At 42.5% G+C, this 16,476-nt stretch carries 8 protein-coding genes; 1 reads left to right on the top strand and 7 read right to left on the bottom strand.

Annotated elements, in window-relative coordinates; translation table 11 throughout:
- Positions 1-82: 82 nt before the first annotated feature.
- From BLU33_RS06035 to BLU33_RS06015, 5 genes are all read right to left on the bottom strand, one after another.
- Complete coding sequence (locus tag BLU33_RS06035; RefSeq protein WP_091370327.1) at positions 83-3,700, bottom strand: glycoside hydrolase family 2 protein; 3,618 nt, start codon at positions 3,698-3,700, stop codon at positions 83-85.
- A 65-nt stretch (positions 3,701-3,765) separates the two neighbouring features.
- Complete coding sequence (locus tag BLU33_RS06030) at positions 3,766-6,036, bottom strand: DUF5703 domain-containing protein (RefSeq protein ID WP_091370325.1); 2,271 nt, start codon at positions 6,034-6,036, stop codon at positions 3,766-3,768.
- Positions 6,037-6,052: 16 nt separating this feature from the next.
- The gene (locus tag BLU33_RS06025) at positions 6,053-7,486 is read right to left on the bottom strand and encodes a GDSL-type esterase/lipase family protein (protein ID WP_091370323.1); all 1,434 of its coding nucleotides are present in this window, start codon (positions 7,484-7,486) and stop codon (positions 6,053-6,055) included.
- Positions 7,487-7,804: 318 nt separating this feature from the next.
- Entirely contained in the window at positions 7,805-9,511 is a 1,707-nt protein-coding gene (locus tag BLU33_RS06020) for an RICIN domain-containing protein (protein WP_091370321.1), read from the bottom strand.
- A gap of 33 nt (positions 9,512-9,544) precedes the next feature.
- The gene (locus BLU33_RS06015; RefSeq protein WP_091370320.1) at positions 9,545-11,803 is read right to left on the bottom strand and encodes a GH92 family glycosyl hydrolase; all 2,259 of its coding nucleotides are present in this window, start codon (positions 11,801-11,803) and stop codon (positions 9,545-9,547) included.
- Positions 11,804-12,259: 456 nt separating this feature from the next.
- Here BLU33_RS06015 and BLU33_RS06010 point away from each other — a divergent pair, with 456 nt between their 5' ends.
- Positions 12,260-13,150, top strand: a complete 891-nt coding sequence (locus tag BLU33_RS06010) for a family 43 glycosylhydrolase (RefSeq protein WP_197684568.1) — start codon at positions 12,260-12,262, stop codon at positions 13,148-13,150.
- Positions 13,151-13,315: 165 nt separating this feature from the next.
- Here the strand turns inward: BLU33_RS06010 and BLU33_RS06005 are convergent, their stop codons facing one another.
- The gene (locus tag BLU33_RS06005; RefSeq protein WP_091370317.1) at positions 13,316-13,567 is read right to left on the bottom strand and encodes a hypothetical protein; all 252 of its coding nucleotides are present in this window, start codon (positions 13,565-13,567) and stop codon (positions 13,316-13,318) included.
- Positions 13,568-13,856: 289 nt separating this feature from the next.
- The gene (locus BLU33_RS06000; RefSeq protein ID WP_091370315.1) at positions 13,857-16,244 is read right to left on the bottom strand and encodes an ABC transporter permease; all 2,388 of its coding nucleotides are present in this window, start codon (positions 16,242-16,244) and stop codon (positions 13,857-13,859) included.
- Positions 16,245-16,476 lie beyond the last annotated feature (232 nt).

The following is a 16,476-nucleotide window of genomic DNA, read 5'->3' as shown; positions in this document are numbered from 1 at the left end:
AAAAATCCCATTGGCTTTCAGCATTTGAAAGCCAATGGGGTTTTTATTTACAACTACCTTATTGTATTATACATCTGCTGGTTTATTTAGTCAGATCAACCAACATATTCACCAATAATTTACCTGCTACGGGATCTGTCATTGTTTTTTCGAGCATAATTTCCGACAACAGTATATCACCATCGTGGTCTTTTATTTTCACGATCGGGAACCCTTTGATTTGATCTAATCTTTTCATGCGGTCGTTTACCGAGCCAGATAAATAACCGTGTATTTTAATGAATGATGCCAAAGGCTCCACATTGGGATCACGGTTAATACGATAGGCTCCCGATATTACAGCAGGGCTTTCACGCAGGTTATTATTCAGGTAACGCGTTTCAAGTGGTTCGATGCCATCAAAAACATCCGATTCGGGAATATCCATCATGGTGATCTCGCCATTCTCTTTCAACAGGCTCCTGATATATTCAGGGTACAAAGCGTGTGCTACATTGCCCGAAGCTGATAATAAAACCTTACCACCGGCTGCAATTAAATTCCTGATACTTTTTATTTCGTCGGCACTGGTTGACGCCGAGTCGATTCCTGATAATACATATACATCAGCTTTTTGCTTTAGCAGATCACCTAATGTTGCCGAAGCTTGGTAATCGATCCCCAGGAAATCAAGTGATGGAATGATCTTTTTACCGGCATCATACACCACTATCTTTTTACCTTTAAGTTTTTCAGCGTTTAGCCCTGCTTTACTGGCCAGCAGCACATCATAATAATTTTCTGAAACGGTTTTCCCATCAGCTACCAGCTTTAACAACAGTTTACCTGCAACCTTTTCCTTCGGAAGGTTGGCAGGGATGCTGATCTTCGGTTCCATCCATTGTCGGGTATAATGCTCTACCTGCGGTACAGGAACCTTACCACTTGCCAGTGCCTGCCCGTCATCATCAACCAACTGCCATTGCAGCTCTGAGGCGGGCAATGCAGTCCCATCCTCTTTATCATCAATTACACATATCCTTGCAGGTAATTGGGTATCTGCATAAAAATGCCTGCCCCATAACTCAGCTGATACCAGTACCGGCTGCAAAGCTTTTTGCATATCATAATAAACCGGGAATGGTTTAATGCTATCAGCCCGATAAACATTGCTAAACCAGGTAATGAGCGCAAAATGCAGTATCCCGGCTGACTTATCATCACTACGTCGCAATGCTTCGGCCAGCTCCTTGGTGATGAAGGCCTGGGGGATCATAAAATATTTAGGATCACTAAACTCATCGGTGTATTTACCAGCCAATGATTCGGGGTTTTGATGTACATAATTATAAAACCGCGTGGCATGGCCGGTTTCGTCTGTATACCCTGTTGACATTTCCTGGCTGATGAGCGGACGGCCAGCATTCTTATTCTTTTGCTGAAATTCGCCCTTAAAAAAGGCAAATATGGAATAATCATACCAATTGTAGTAAGCATGTACATCGTCAATATCACCATCATCAATCGTATTGAAATAATCAACGCCAAATTTCTTAATGTTCCGTTTGTAATTGGAATCGAACACAATAGGCCGTGTAGGATCAATGGTACGCATGTGCTTTACCACATCTGATATGATGTGCATTTTTATGTTTGTACGCACCGGATCGGGGTCATTATCATAAAACTTCATCTCGTTGTTCACCGTCCATATAAAAAGTGAAGGGTGGTTACGATATTTTTTCAACAGGTCATAATATTCATTTTTCCAAAGGCTGACCAGATTTGGCGCAGGCATACTGCTTTCCAGAAAAAGCCACGGCCAGGTACCCTCGTAGCTTACGCCGATGCCATTGGCATCAAATGCATCCATCCAGGTTTCGGTTGCCGGTACGGTATGGGTTCGGGTAACCATAATATTCCCGGCTTTCATCAGTTTAGTAAACTTATCGGCTAGCGCGGTATCATTGGGTGCCAGTGGCAATGGGGTTTGATTGCCGCCGCGCAGCCAGTAACGTTTCCCATTTAAATACAGGTAGTCGCCTACTGATTTAAAGGTGCGGAAACCCGAGCGGATAGTTTTTGAATCGATCTCTGTGTTATTGGCTGTTAATAAAGTAAAACCAAAATCATATAGATCCGGATGCTCCGGTGACCATAAGCGTGGTTTAAGATCATCAATGCTATAAGAAAATGTTTTTTCCTCGCCGGGTTGCAGCTGCAGTTCTTTTACAGAAACGGCGTTGTACAGTCCATCTTTTTCCTTAGTACCGGTAATACGGGTACCTACCGAAAACGTGGCGGGTTTTGCGGCATTATTTTTTACGGTGATATCAAAATCGGCCCCGGTAAGGTTTGGCTTTATAAACACATCTTCAATCCTGAGCGGATCAGTGATCACCAATGATACGGGCTGCCATATCCCGGCAGGGTCATCATTAAAAAAACCATGCGCCAGATCATGCGCCATCTTTTGGGTAACCTCAACAGTAACGGCTACACCTGTTATCTTGTCAGCATCTTTAATATCTTTTACATAATCACGTACTACCTTTACAGTAACCAGGTTTTTACCCGCTTTAAGCAAACCTGTGGCGTCGATCTGGAAATCACCGAACATACCAATATGACTGCCGGCTTTTACACCGTTAATATACACCTCGGCCACTTTGGATACCGCATCAAATGAAAGCTGCAGATTTTTGCCCTTGATATCATTCGGCAACTCAAGCCATTGGCGGTACCAGCCAATGCTGGTCTTTTTATAGTCAAAGGTGTAAGCTTCACAACGATCAGTTTCCTTTTGAAAATAGTTGTCTGATACGCCTTTACTGGCAGTATTATACTTTTCGCCATGCAACCAAACACGTATCGGGTTCCAAAAATTGGGTACGGTCATCACATGCCAATCCTTATCGCTTTCGCTGGGATCTATCGCCATGCTATCATCTGTGGTTTCGTAGCCGGGAGAGAACAGCCATTTGCCGTTTAATGATATCACCGTGCGTCCGCTATTAACATTATTAATTTTTATAGGCTGATATGCTTTACGTTGCTGTTTGCGCAATGCTTCTTTATTTATAGCAGCAACCGCATATTCCTGCACCGGGCCTGAAAGTTGATGAGCGCTGATGGATTTGATAGATAAATTGGCAAACTCATTAGTGATCCAGCTGCCGCCCAGGGTTACTTTACCCGCAGATGCCAATGCGGTTAATTTATCCGTTACATCAATACGCGGCAACTTTTCATCATCCAGATACACGCGAATGCGGTTACCGGCCACCTGTATTTTAAAATCATACCATTTTCCTGGGATGGGCTGAAAATCGAGTTTTCGCAAGGCTAAAAAATCATCACTACCCATATAACCCAGCCTTGCCAGGTACAAGTCTTTTTGTATACCGCCTTTAAGCATTAAAATATAACGATCATCCCGGTTGGCCGCACGAAAACCGGCACAGATCTGTACCTGTTCAGCTGTTTCAGGTACTCTTGCCTTAAACCTGATCTCATAATTTGCCCAGTTGTTTTCTCCGAAGCTCAAATAAGCATCCTTAGTTGTGAGCACCGAATTGGCTATATCTGCCTCTCCCCTACCAATTTTTTCGTATTTAGTATTTGAAGTATTAAAGTTCTCTGTAAGATTAAAATTATTCTGAGCATAGGTTCCGGGCAGGAACGAACATAGGAACAGTATACCTAGGGCTATTTTTTTCATCCTTTTATATCAGGTAAATACCTCTTGATATTACCTATTGTTAAATAGTGTATTAGAATTATGTATTAATTTACTTTCGTCACATCAACCACATCAGCCATCCTGGAGGCAGGCGTAATCACCAGGTTGGTTATCTTTCCATTTTTTACTGATCCTTGTACAGTTGTATTATATGGCGCATTGAGTTTAAAATCAGCACTCCATCCTTTTGGCCAGGCGGGTAAAAGAATAATCTTTTTACCATCAGTTTGAAGCAGCATTTGCTGTAAACCGTTTTCACCGTTCCCGCCATTGTCCTCATCCGGTGCATAGTCATGCCCGGTTGCCCAAAATGCCGGGAACTTTAGCGTAGGCTCCTTACGGGTTAAAGCAAAGGTTACATATGCCTGGGCATCATCCGTTAACCCAAGCATAGCGGCCTGTATTGGGTCCTGTACCCAGCAGCCTTTATCCTTAAATTTGCGGACATTGAATGTGTTTATGGCTAATTGCAGATCAGGTTTACCTAAACCATAGAGCCTGAACGGGTAGACTGCGTATAGCTCAGGATTTTCCAGGTTACGCCCTTGTGCGGTTTGTGGCCCGGTGTAAGGCAATAAAACGGGCTTTCCATCCTTTTCGCCCACCGGCAGGGCCGGAAGCTCATTATAAAACCGCAGCCAGTCTGCTTTCGTTTTCCCGTCAGCTAAATTATCAGGTAAAGCTATTAAACGACTGATAACAGCATGCAGGCCGGCAATATCCGGTGCAGGGTTATGTACTTTCCAAAACATCTCTATTGAGTTATCCGGATCAAGCAAAAGTTTACCCTGCGCATCACGACCAAAATGCTGGTCAAAAAATTGTATGCCTGCCGACGCAATCGGCAAAAGTGTTTCTTTGGCAAATTTTTGATCACCGGTATATTCGTAATAATCAAGCATCATCATGCTTAATTCCAATATCGGCGTAAAGTAATGGCCGGTCCAGTTTTCTTTAACTTCGGGCCCCATGTATAATAAGCCACCCCAGAAAGGCGAAGTTTCCGCGAAATATGCACCACCATGATGATAGAATTCTTTTACCTGTTTGGTATTATCAGGCAGGATCTGTTTGTACATGTTAAAAAGTGGCAGCATTTCATCAAAATCACCAGCCATTAACCGGGGCCAGTACATAGCCCGTGTATTTTGCATCCAATATTGGCCGCCCCATTCCCGGAAATCTGCGTCAATTGATCGTCCCTGTGATTTCGCATTCTGTTGATATCGGGGATTGTCTACAACAAATATCGACCCATTGAACTTAATGGGGTAAGCGCCTCTGCCCGCACAAGCGGTAACAAAGCGCTGCAAAACATATCCCCTGGTTGTGCTATCTGCCAATCCATCACCTTTAATAAATATCCAGCTCCTATGCCAGAACTGATCCCACCACTGCCGGTGTGCCTGGCGTGCCTGTTCCAACGGCAACTGACCTATTTGCCCGGCCTGATTGCTGATCTGAGACAGCCATTTCCTGTCGGATAATCCTTTTGTTGTTAGGGGATAAATAGCAATTAACTGTGCTTTTGCAGCTCTGCCTGATTGTAAAGTAGTATCATCTTTCCGAACCAGACCATTTCCTTTAATAAGGCCGCCAAAGATGATACCGCGCAAATGCGGATCAGCATCATCAGTATTTTGATGGTACCAGGTAACCTGGTTTGCCCGTTTGGATAGTACGGTATCACCTCCTGCACCAAGCCGCCAGTTATCGAGCGTAACCTTTACAATTACCGGCTTTGCGCTTTTTGATTCAACCCTGATCACCGGGTGGTTAGCATCTACCCATACCCTAAGTTGCACTGCCTTTTCTCCCGTACCTTCATTAACTACGATCTCGTTGTCATGAAGTCTCAGTATCTGTCTAAATTTTGCTCCCGGATCCAACAGCGGATTAGGATTTACAGAGACACGAACCTTTCCCAATTTCATCAGTATTCCCCCGGCTTTTATCCAGGAGTTCTTTTCGCCGGGTGCAGCCGCGCCCCAGGCATCCGTTTTCGCAATAAGGAAGCATAGGTCACCGTTGGGCTCAACCCAAACATTTAGACCGATGTCCCCATTACCCGTCGGCATCGACTGTGACGAGCTGGGGCCGGGAGTATCCCAGCTTACATTATAGGCATCCAGCAATGGACCAATGGCTGACTTCGTTTCAGCGGATCGGGAACCAGGCCCATAGCTTTTAACTGCCTGCGTATGGCCTTTTATCGAAATGATTAACAGCGGTAAAACAGCCGATAGTATCCTTAGTGCTCTTCGGCAGTTGTTTAACTGGCTGTTTGGTTTGTTTATAACGGTTATACTTCTCATTATTCTGAATATATTTTTAGCTTTTGGTAACGTACCCGGTTTCCTTCAATATAAAATCAACAATTGGCGCCGGATTAGGAAGGCTATGCGGGTGATGCTTAAATCCAGGCTTGTGTATTACGGTGATATTGCCGTTCAATGCTTTTACTTTTTGTTCAAATAGCAGCGTATTTTCCTGCGGGATTACTTCCTCATCCGCATCGGCACAAAGTATTAGTATGGGATATTTGCCCTTTACAATCTGTTTTACTTTATCAACCGGGCTGCCTCTAAAATTCATTATATCGCTGTCGGTCGTCAGGTTATAATCCTTTTTAAAAGCCAGGAACATGTCATCCTTCGCGCCGAGCTTATTGATAAACTGCGCTGCCCATGACGGGATATTCAATAAAGGATTATCAACATACACACAAGCTACCTTTTCGGGATTTAAAGCCGCCCAGTTAAATGCATAAACGCCACCGCGGCTCATGCCTTCCAGTACTGCTTTTTTAGCGAGCCCTGCTTTGCGTAATAATTTATAATAGCTATCCCAATCAGCAATGGCCTCGCTATTGCCCAGCAGCTCCGCCGCATCGTAGTAAACAATGTGGAAACCTTGCTGCAACAATGCAATATCTGTTTGCGGCTCATGGCCCCAGAAACGTGCGCGCCAAACCCAGGGATGGCCTTTGGCGGCAAATTTGGGCTTTGCTATTTTACAGTCTCTTCCGTTAAAAGTAAAGTCAGCGCATTCATAACCATAAAACGAACTTTGTTTTAATGGCATTTCAAGGCTTTTGAATATATCATAATCTCTATCCCGCTCTTGCCCTATCACCCTGTAAACGTTTTGCGCCATGATACCGGCACCAACTTTATCCGGATGCAGCTTATCGGGCATGTTGGCTTCTTTATTTATAAACGGCGAATGCATATCAATAACTTCCACATGCCCATCATAAGCTACCTTTTGTATCTTCGGATTGACCTGGTTCACAATTACCGGATCCCAGATACCGGCCGTATCTTTTAAAAAACAGGCCATAGCCGACAATAAAATAACACGCGGGTGCGATGGCAATTGGGTAAATGAATGGATAAAGTCCTTATAATCCTGCTCATATTCATCCAGATGGATACGGTTAACTAATTTCGCATCATTACCACCCAGATCAATAATTACCACACCCGGGTTATCGGCCAGAGCGTCCCGGTATTGTTTGGTTTTCCAGTATGAGTAATCGCCTTTACGTAATAAAGTAGTAGCGCTTACGCCGTAATTTGTTACCTGATAGTGACTACCAAGCATATTTTGCAGCTGGGCAGGATAACAATTCTGTTCCCTGTTTTCGATACGGGCACCATAGGTTATGCTGGCACCTATACAGGCTACTTTTATCCTGTCGTTGGTTTGCGCATGAACCACTAGTCCGCTAAAAATAAGAATGGCTGAAATAAAATATTTCATTTATCAATTTATTAAAAAATGTCTAATCATAATCGGCATTTTGCCTGAAGATAGATCTTGTGTCTTTCCTAAGGAATCGCTTTCTCGTTAACCCACCAATCATCCATCTGTCAGGGATGAAATAAAGCATTATTTAAAATTGTATTAGTGTATAATGATTCAATAATTGGTTACTGCAAAAAAATGCATCTGTGTTAATTAATGCTTAATAAAAAAATAATATCACGGCTGAATAAATAAAAAATTTCAGCGCGTTTTATTGAGTTCAGATAAAAGGCATATTCATGCCTGCCTTTGTCAAAACCCATTTACCGCTTGCTATTGCTGCGTTATCTTCCAGCGCAAATTATCTGTGGCGTCATCAGTAACCTGCACAAGCGTTGAATTTGCAGTACCCGAACCATTATTGCTGATAGCCATATTACCATTTTTACTTCTAATACGGCAATAGCCGGTCCCGTCCCACTCCAAATGCCATTTTACATTATCGGCATTCGTATTACCCGTCACAGTAACCGGACTGTTGTTTACGGCAGAATTACTGCTTAGTAACTTGCCGGTCGCCCTGTTTCTAATTTCAAAATACCCGGCCCCATCGTATAACAATTGCCACTGCATACCGTTATCCATGCCATCCGGTGCCTGTGTGATCTGTGAGCCTGTGCTAGTAACTCCCATTCCGCTAGCCCTGTTTGTTATTTTATACCATTTGCTAGCATCAAATGGTGATATAGGAATAATTGGGCTAATAGGTTTTACCTCTTTCAGCATTTTAGCGCCCACACCTACCAAACGCAGGTAATAATCGCTGGTAGCACCATCATAGGTAAGGAACGGAGCCTGCGTTGGCGGGTTATTTTCTATCTTCATGATCTGTGTACCCTCATTTATCTCATCAAACATGGCCACAAACGCACTGTTGATCACTCCTGTTTTTGAGGCGGCTACAAATTGTTCCCAAAGATAGTTGCCGGTACGACGGGGCACCACCGGACCAGCCGGAGGCGTTGGCGGTGGCCCTGCTATGTGCGTACCTGAATTAAATACAGGCATAAATATCACGTTGTTAGCTTTACATTTTGCAATATCACCGGCCCATAGCGATGTGTTTTGCACAGCATAACCCGTTGCCGGGTCTTTAATCCTGCGGCCCACACTCCATGGCTGCAAACCATTCATCCTCATCAGCATGGCTTGAAATTCGGGAGTGCCCTGTGCCCGCCAATTCGGATCAACCCCACCTATCAAAGTAGCCTGGTATTTGCCGGGAGCTAAAAGAAAATCTATTACCGGGTTCATATACTCCGGCTGCGAGGCAGGGCGGTCCGGGAAAAATCCCCATATCAGTAACACGGGCTTACCGTTATGGTGCATATATCTCGGATCACTGGTAACGCCCTCGTCAACCATTTTTTTCCATTGGTTGATGATAATATTATAAACATCGCTTTTTGACATTCTGCCATCGAATCCGCTCATATCCCACATAAAAGCCCATGTACGCCCGGTAGCCGTTGCCGCACGCCTTACGTTCCGCATAATGGTGAGCACGGCTGTACTGTCACGTTGCCCGCCGCCACCCGGAAAATGCCCGCAAAACTCAGACAACCATACACCATCAATACCGTATGTTTTCATCCACTGAAAATGGCGCAGAACTGTTTTAGGATTTTGAGCGCTATAAAGATAAGCCTGACTTCCATCAGAATAGGTGAAACCCGGAACAGCAGCTTTTTCACCCGTACTCAGTTCACTCATATCCGGCCAGGTATCAAATCCCAATTTTTCAGGGCTTGGAACAGCCGAGTTAAACAAGTGTGCCCATCCCTTGTTTCCGTCATGATCGCCGGGCGTACGGAACCAGCCCTGGTAACCGGCCATTACCTTATTGGTCATGGTGGTGGCGTCAACAGTTTGCGCGCTGACCTGGGTTACAAAAATGCCGGCACTCAATATTACCGATAGCATCAGCCGTAGCAATAATGAGTTTTTATTTATGATATGTGATTTGCGTTGAGTTATCATCAGGATATATTTTTCAATAATAATTTATAAAGTTTATTGCGGCCTGTTTGCCTGTAGCTTACCAAAGTTGTAATTGGGTTTGCTGCCCATAACTATTTTGAGCAGCCCCCCATTCATAATGTCCCGGTGAAGAATATAGCTTTTGTCATATCTCTTCCCGTTTAATAGCAGGCTTTGTATGTAGATATTTGCCGGGCTGTTATTGATCGCCTCCACTGTGAATTTTTTACCGTTATCGAGGTTAATCGAGGCTTTATCAAATAAAGGACTACCAATAACATAGGTTTCAGAGGCTGGAAACACCGGGTAAAATCCCAGCGATGAAAAAATATACCAGGCCGACATTTGCCCGCAATCCTCATTACCAATAATCCCGTCAGTGTTAGCCAGGTAAAACTCTTTCATAATATATCTTACCTTTTCGGCTGTTTTCCATTGCTGCCCGCTATAGGTATACAAATAAGCCACATGGTGGCTGGGTTCGTTACCGTGCGCATACTGGCCTATCAAGCCAGTCAGATCGGCCAAACCATCTTCTTCGGTTGATTTGATCTGAAAAAACTCATCCAGCTTTTTATTAAATGACTCATCGCCACCCAGCAGCGAAATAAGCCCCGGAACATCTTGCGGTACCAGCCACAGGTATTGCCAGGCATTCCCTTCCGCATATAAATCATTTTTGCTTTTGAGCGGACTAAAACCGGGAGTCCAGCTGCCATCTGATAATTTACCCTTAAAAAACTGGTCTGCCTGGTCAAAGTAAAGCTGGTAATTTTTACTCCGTTTCATGAAATAATTATAGTCGGCTGTTTTACCCATTCTTTTAGCCATCAGGGCGATGCTGCCATCGCTAACTGCATATTCCAAGCCTTTGGCTACTGACCGGCTTTGCTTATCAGTAGGTATCGGTTTGAAGTTTTTTACATATAGCATACCTAATGAATCAGACATGGCAGTCCCTTTTTCTGCTTCGTAAGCTTTACCGGCGTCAAATCCCTTAATTCCTTTTAAATAAGCCTCGGCAACCACCTGCATACTGCTGATACCCACCATCGTCCCGGTTTCATTACCCATCAAATGCCAGATAGGCAGTTTACCTTGTTGCTGGTAAATAGCCAGCATGGTATTGATCATGTCGCCTGCTCTTTTGGGTTGAAGGATATCAAAAAGCGGATTCTCGGCACGATAAGTATCCCAAAGCGAAAAAACGGTATAATTATCAAAAGCCGCATGGTGATATACCTTTTTGTCTGTACCTCTATAATCGCCATTATGATCATTAAACAAAGCAGGATCGATCATGGCATGAAATAAGGAAGTGTAAAAAATGCGTCTGTTGGTATTGTCCTTGGTTTCAATAGAAATTTTTGCCAATTCCTTATTCCATTTCGCATCAGCAGCCTTTGCTACTTTCTGAAAATCCCATCCGGGTATTTCCGCGTCAATATTTGCCAGCGCATTTGCCGAACTTACCGGTGAAATGCCCACTTTTAATTTAAGAATTGAAGGCGCAGCATTAAAGCTGATCAACCCTTTGATTGCTAAACCGCTTCCGCTATTGCCTTGCAGTAATTTATTGTCATCATATACCTTAAAATCCGGCAAGGGTTCAGATGAGCGTATGGCAAAGAACAGCCACTGGTTTTTTGCCCATCCTTTTGAAAAACGATATCCCTCAATGGTGTATTGATCTACCTGCTTAATAAATGTAGCAGTGCTTTTGTCGTTTACTCCTTCCTTTAGATCGATAATAACGTGTGCTTCTTTACCTGCAGGGAAATGATACTGATGAAAGCCTACTCTTTCAGTAGCAGTCAATTCAACTTTAATGCCCGATGCATCCAGTTTAACAGCATAATAACCAGGCCTAACCTGCTCATTTTTGTGTGAATAATGAGATGCATAGCCACTGCCGGGGACTGTTTCCTGACCTTTATCTGTTTTTACCGTGCCGGTGTAGGGCATGATCAGTATATCCGCCAGGTCACCTATACCGGTTCCGCTTAAATGGGTATGGGCAAATCCAATTAAAACACTATCACCATAATGATAGCCCGAGCACCAATCCCATCCCTTATAAAAATTTTCGGGGCCTAACTGCACCGCGCCGAATGGCACGCTCGCGCCTATAAATACATGGCCATGACCGCCAGCACCTATATAAGGGTCGACATAAGATGTTAAATGGTGGCTTTTACTGCTTTGCGCTTTTACAACAGGAATAATACCGGTTAAAAAAATGACAATAAATATTAAGCTAAGACGAATTCTTTTCTTGTACAGTGATTTCATTACTAAGTTAAAACTGGTTATGGTTAGTCGTTTTGTTTAAACGTTAACCACAAATCAAGGCCTTAATGCTTAATTAGATAATAATTAAAGCTTAATTAGTGTGAATTCAATTGTAAAAGTTTGTCCGTATCAGATTAGTTACATACAAACGGCAGGCTAAGATCATAAAAACCACATAAATAAACTCTGCCCCATTTTATTTTTTTATTTACGAAATCGTTGCTGTTTTCAAGGTTTATCACTGAATTAATGTTTAATTAATTCTTTTTTATGCTGCAAAACGTTATTTGCGCATATTACACATGAATAGTATTCTTATACCTTCATTATAAAACCAAGTTATTAAGTTCAAATATGTACAAGACCATTTCTCTAAAAAAAACCGCTGTTCTTTTATTTGTTGCTGCAACAATATTTTCAGAATGCAAGGCACAAAAGTCAGTTACTAAATCCCAATTGGCAGAAAATCCATTTATCAGGGATATATATACTGCAGATCCCTCTGCAAGGGTATTTCCGGATGGCCGCTTATATGTTTATCCGTCACATGATGTTGATCCACCCCGCGGGTGTGATTTAATGGACAAATACCATGTTTTTTCGACTGATGATATGGTACACTGGAAAGATCACGGTGAGATATTGAATTCCAGTCAAATTTCATGGGGACGCAAAGAAGGTGGCTTTATGTGGGCACCAGATTGCGTTTATAAAAATGGCACCTATTATTTTTATTTCCCACACCCTAGCGGAACCGATTGGAACAAAACCTGGCAAGTTGGAATTGCGACAAGCAAAAAGCCGGCAAGTGATTTTGTTCCGCAAGGATACCTCGACTTAGGCAACGACAGTTTCGCGATGATTGACCCTAATGTTTTTGTTGACGATGACGGACAAGCTTATTTTTATTATGGCGGCGGCGGCAGATGCGTTGGGGCAAAATTGAAAGACAATATGACTGAATTGGCCCAACCCTTAGCACCTATGGAGGGGTTAAAGGATTTTCATGAAGCTACGTGGGTGTTTAAAAGAAAGGGAGTATATTATCTCACTTATGCCGATAACAATAGAGAAGATGGAAAAGACGCTAACCGCTTGAATTATGCCACCAGTAAAAGCCCTTTGGGCCCCTGGACTTACGGAGGTGTTTATTTAGGTTCAACAGGGAGTGGCACAAACCATGGCTCGGTGGCAGAATATAAAGGCCAATGGTATGCATTTTATCACAACGATGTACTTTCGGGACAGGGAAATCTCCGTTCTATCTGTGTGGATAAGCTATATTTTAATGCCGACGGATCGATCCAAATGGTGGTGCAAACTGGCTTGAAGAGCAATAAACAATAGGCTTAAGTACAGCTTATAAGTTGAAACCAATAACAATTAGTGTCAAGTCAACAGCCTTTAGTCTAAAGTCTAAAGCCAAATTTTGTTCTTTTTGAATTTTGGCTCAAGACTTTAGGCTTATGACTAGCGACATTTTATGATTGACACGACACTAGTGGGCCATATTTATAAAGCAGTCAACTCAACCTTTAGGCGAAAATCATGCGGGCTTAACTTCCCTTTTCGTAACTGGCTGATGTATTTTAAGGCGCTAAGTCTATCCAGTTCCTCCTGATATAACCTGCGTTCTTCGTCTGTTTGCGGGTTATTGTGAAGTCTGAGCCTGATGGATGCACGCGATATTTCCTCCTCCAGTATATCAGGCAGGCAGGTTTGAAAATGCTTAAACGTGTTTATGGGGAAAGGGATAAGAGCCATCTGTTTTATTGTGTAAGTATAACACTCTTATAATAAGACAGATTTAAAATTATATTATCTTTTTATTAGCAGCCTTGTGCTGTTTTGCCCTCAAAGTTTTTAAAACTTTGGAGGGATATTCAATGAAGCTTAACCGGGCTGTTCCCTGTGTTTTGGAGCACTGGCTATATAGGCAATTAGGGGAAATTTCAACCAATAATTAATATGGGCAAAGTGTTACGGAATTAACTGTTTGCTTATTCATCTCCACTACTATCTTCGCATTCCCTTGTCTGAAAAAAATGGCTGCCTACTCGCTTTTCAAACTATCAACCGGGTTGGCTAATGCTGCCTTAATAGCTTGTACGCTTACCGTGATTGCCGCGACCATTAAGGAGACAATGCCGGCTGAGGCGAATACCCACCAATAAATATGTATGCGATAAGCAAACCCCTGCAACCATTGAGCCGACATATACCAGGCTATTGGTGAAGCAATTGCCATGGCAATAATCACCATGAACAAAAAGTCTTTAGAGATCAGTAAAACAATGGATGATACATTTGCACCGAGTACTTTTCTGATACCAATCTCTTTTGTTCGCTGTACTACAGAAAACGCCGTAATGGCAAACAGCCCCATACAGGCAAGTAATATGGCTAAAGCCGAAAAGGTTGAAAAAACACCGGCAGTACGCTGTTCTGTACGATAGAGTGCATCGAAATCATCATCCAGAAATTTATATTCAAACGGACGGTTTTGCACCCGTTGCTTCCAAAGGCTTTGTATAGCCTGAATAACAGCTGAAGTTTGGTTAGCATTTATCCGCACAAACAGGTCTTGAGATTGGTTATGATCCAAAAACAGCAGCAATGGGCTGATGGGCATATGAAGGGATTTAAAATTAAAGTCTTTCACTACCGCCTTTACCACACCCGGCGCATCTTTCGAAATTTTCTTTCCTATGGCCTGCTCAGGTGTCCACCCTAAAGCTCTTGCAGCCGATTCATTGAGTATAAAGGTGTAATGGAAGTTTTTATGGTTATTGGTGGTATCATCCATCTGCAAAACATCCGAATATGTAAAATCACTTCCTGCAATTATTTTCAGCTGCATGGTTTTTATAAAGTCCTCATCCATGGGCAGCGCGTTTACGGTAAGGCTTTTGCCATCATCTGTTTTTATGGCATCACCCCACATTACATTTACCGGTTCATTATTTGCAGCTGCTACGCTCTCAACCCCGGGTATATTAGCCAGCTGTTTTTTAAGCCCGTCCATCTGTGGCATCATTTCATAACCAACGGGTACAACCATCACATTACTTTTATTATAGCCAATATCCTTATTGCGGATAAAGGACAACTGCTGTAATATGATCACAGTAGTAATGATCAAAAAGATGGAAATAACAAACTGGAAAATAATCAACGACCCGCGGGTGCTTTTACCGGAAGTAAAGGAAAACCCTGCTTTTAGTATTTTCGATAACCTGATATTTGCTAATAACAACGCCGGATATGCCCCGGCAAACAAGCCGATAATTAGCGCTAAAAGCACAAGGCTGACCATGATTACCGGGTTAAAGAACACAGCATAGCTAAACTGCATCCCTGAAAGTTGATTAAAATAGGGCAATGCAATATAAGCGATACCAATAGCCAGTACTATCCCTATGGTTGCTACCATTAATGCTTCGCCTATAAATTGTGTGAATAATTGTAGCCTGCCCGCTCCCATCACCTTCCGGATACTGATTTCGGCCCCACGCCCGGCCGATTGGGCAATTGCAAGGTTTACATAATTAACACAGGCAATAACCAGTATCAATATGGCTACAACAATTAATATGTAGATATAAACAATGCTGCCGTTTGGCTCTGCATCACCCGGCAGGTTTGAATATAAGTGAACCTTTGTTAAGGGTTCGATATAAAGACGTACAAATTGGCTCCCTGTCAGGTTAAGTTCATCCCTGTCTACCATTTTCATGTAGGCGCTTATCTTTGTTTGTAAAGATGATATTTGCCCTTTCTCTTTCAGCAACAGGTAAGTGGTATAATTGGCACCGTAATATTGTTCTTTCTTAGCCTGATCCAGCGTGTTAAAGGGCACTAAAAAATCAAACCTGATCTGAGAATTTGACGGCGCGTCAGCGGCAATAGCAGAAACCCTGAAATTCTTATCGCCAACCTTTAGGATTTTCCCGATTGGATCCTCATCATTGAAGTATTTTTTAGCAATAGTTTCAGTAATAACAATCTTATCCGGTGAGCTTAACGCATCAATGATATCGCCTTCTTTTAGTTTAAAAGAGAATATTTTAAAAAAAGAAGGCTCTGCATAAACAAAATTATTTTCTTTGAATAACAGGTTATTGTAGCTTACAATCCTTGGCCATTTATATAGCCGTACGTAGTCAGCGATCTCCGGAAATGTCCTTTTAAACTGGGGGCCGACCTTAGTACCTGTGAAAGCAAACTTTTGGGATCCTCCGCCATGGTTAAATTCCATGGTAACACGCACAATTTTATCGGCATTTTCATTGAAACGGTCATAGCTCAATTCGTGCCTGATGTAGACACCGATTAAAAGACAGCTGACAATGCCTATCGTTAAACCCGTAATATTTATAACAGCATATAGTTTGTTCTTCCTTAAATTCCTCCAGGCAATTTTCAAATAGCTCTTTAACATGATAACCGGCTTTGAAATAAAAAATTAATGGAATTAAAAATACCAAAACACAAGCCAAAACAATAAACATTTGATTTTCAAAAAATTAACACTTTTACTACAAGTCTGATTGTAACGGAAGCGAACACCAATTGTTCGTATTTGAAATTAATGTATTTATACGGTCAGCCAGCGTCAATCAGTCCGAAGGTGCAGTCTTACAATGTTGATAACCCTGAATTTTCAACAATAG

Origin of the sequence: Mucilaginibacter mallensis (assembly GCF_900105165.1) — a bacterium.
Taxonomy (GTDB): Bacteria; Bacteroidota; Bacteroidia; order Sphingobacteriales; family Sphingobacteriaceae; genus Mucilaginibacter; species Mucilaginibacter mallensis.
This window is presented reverse-complemented; position numbering and strand designations above follow the sequence as displayed.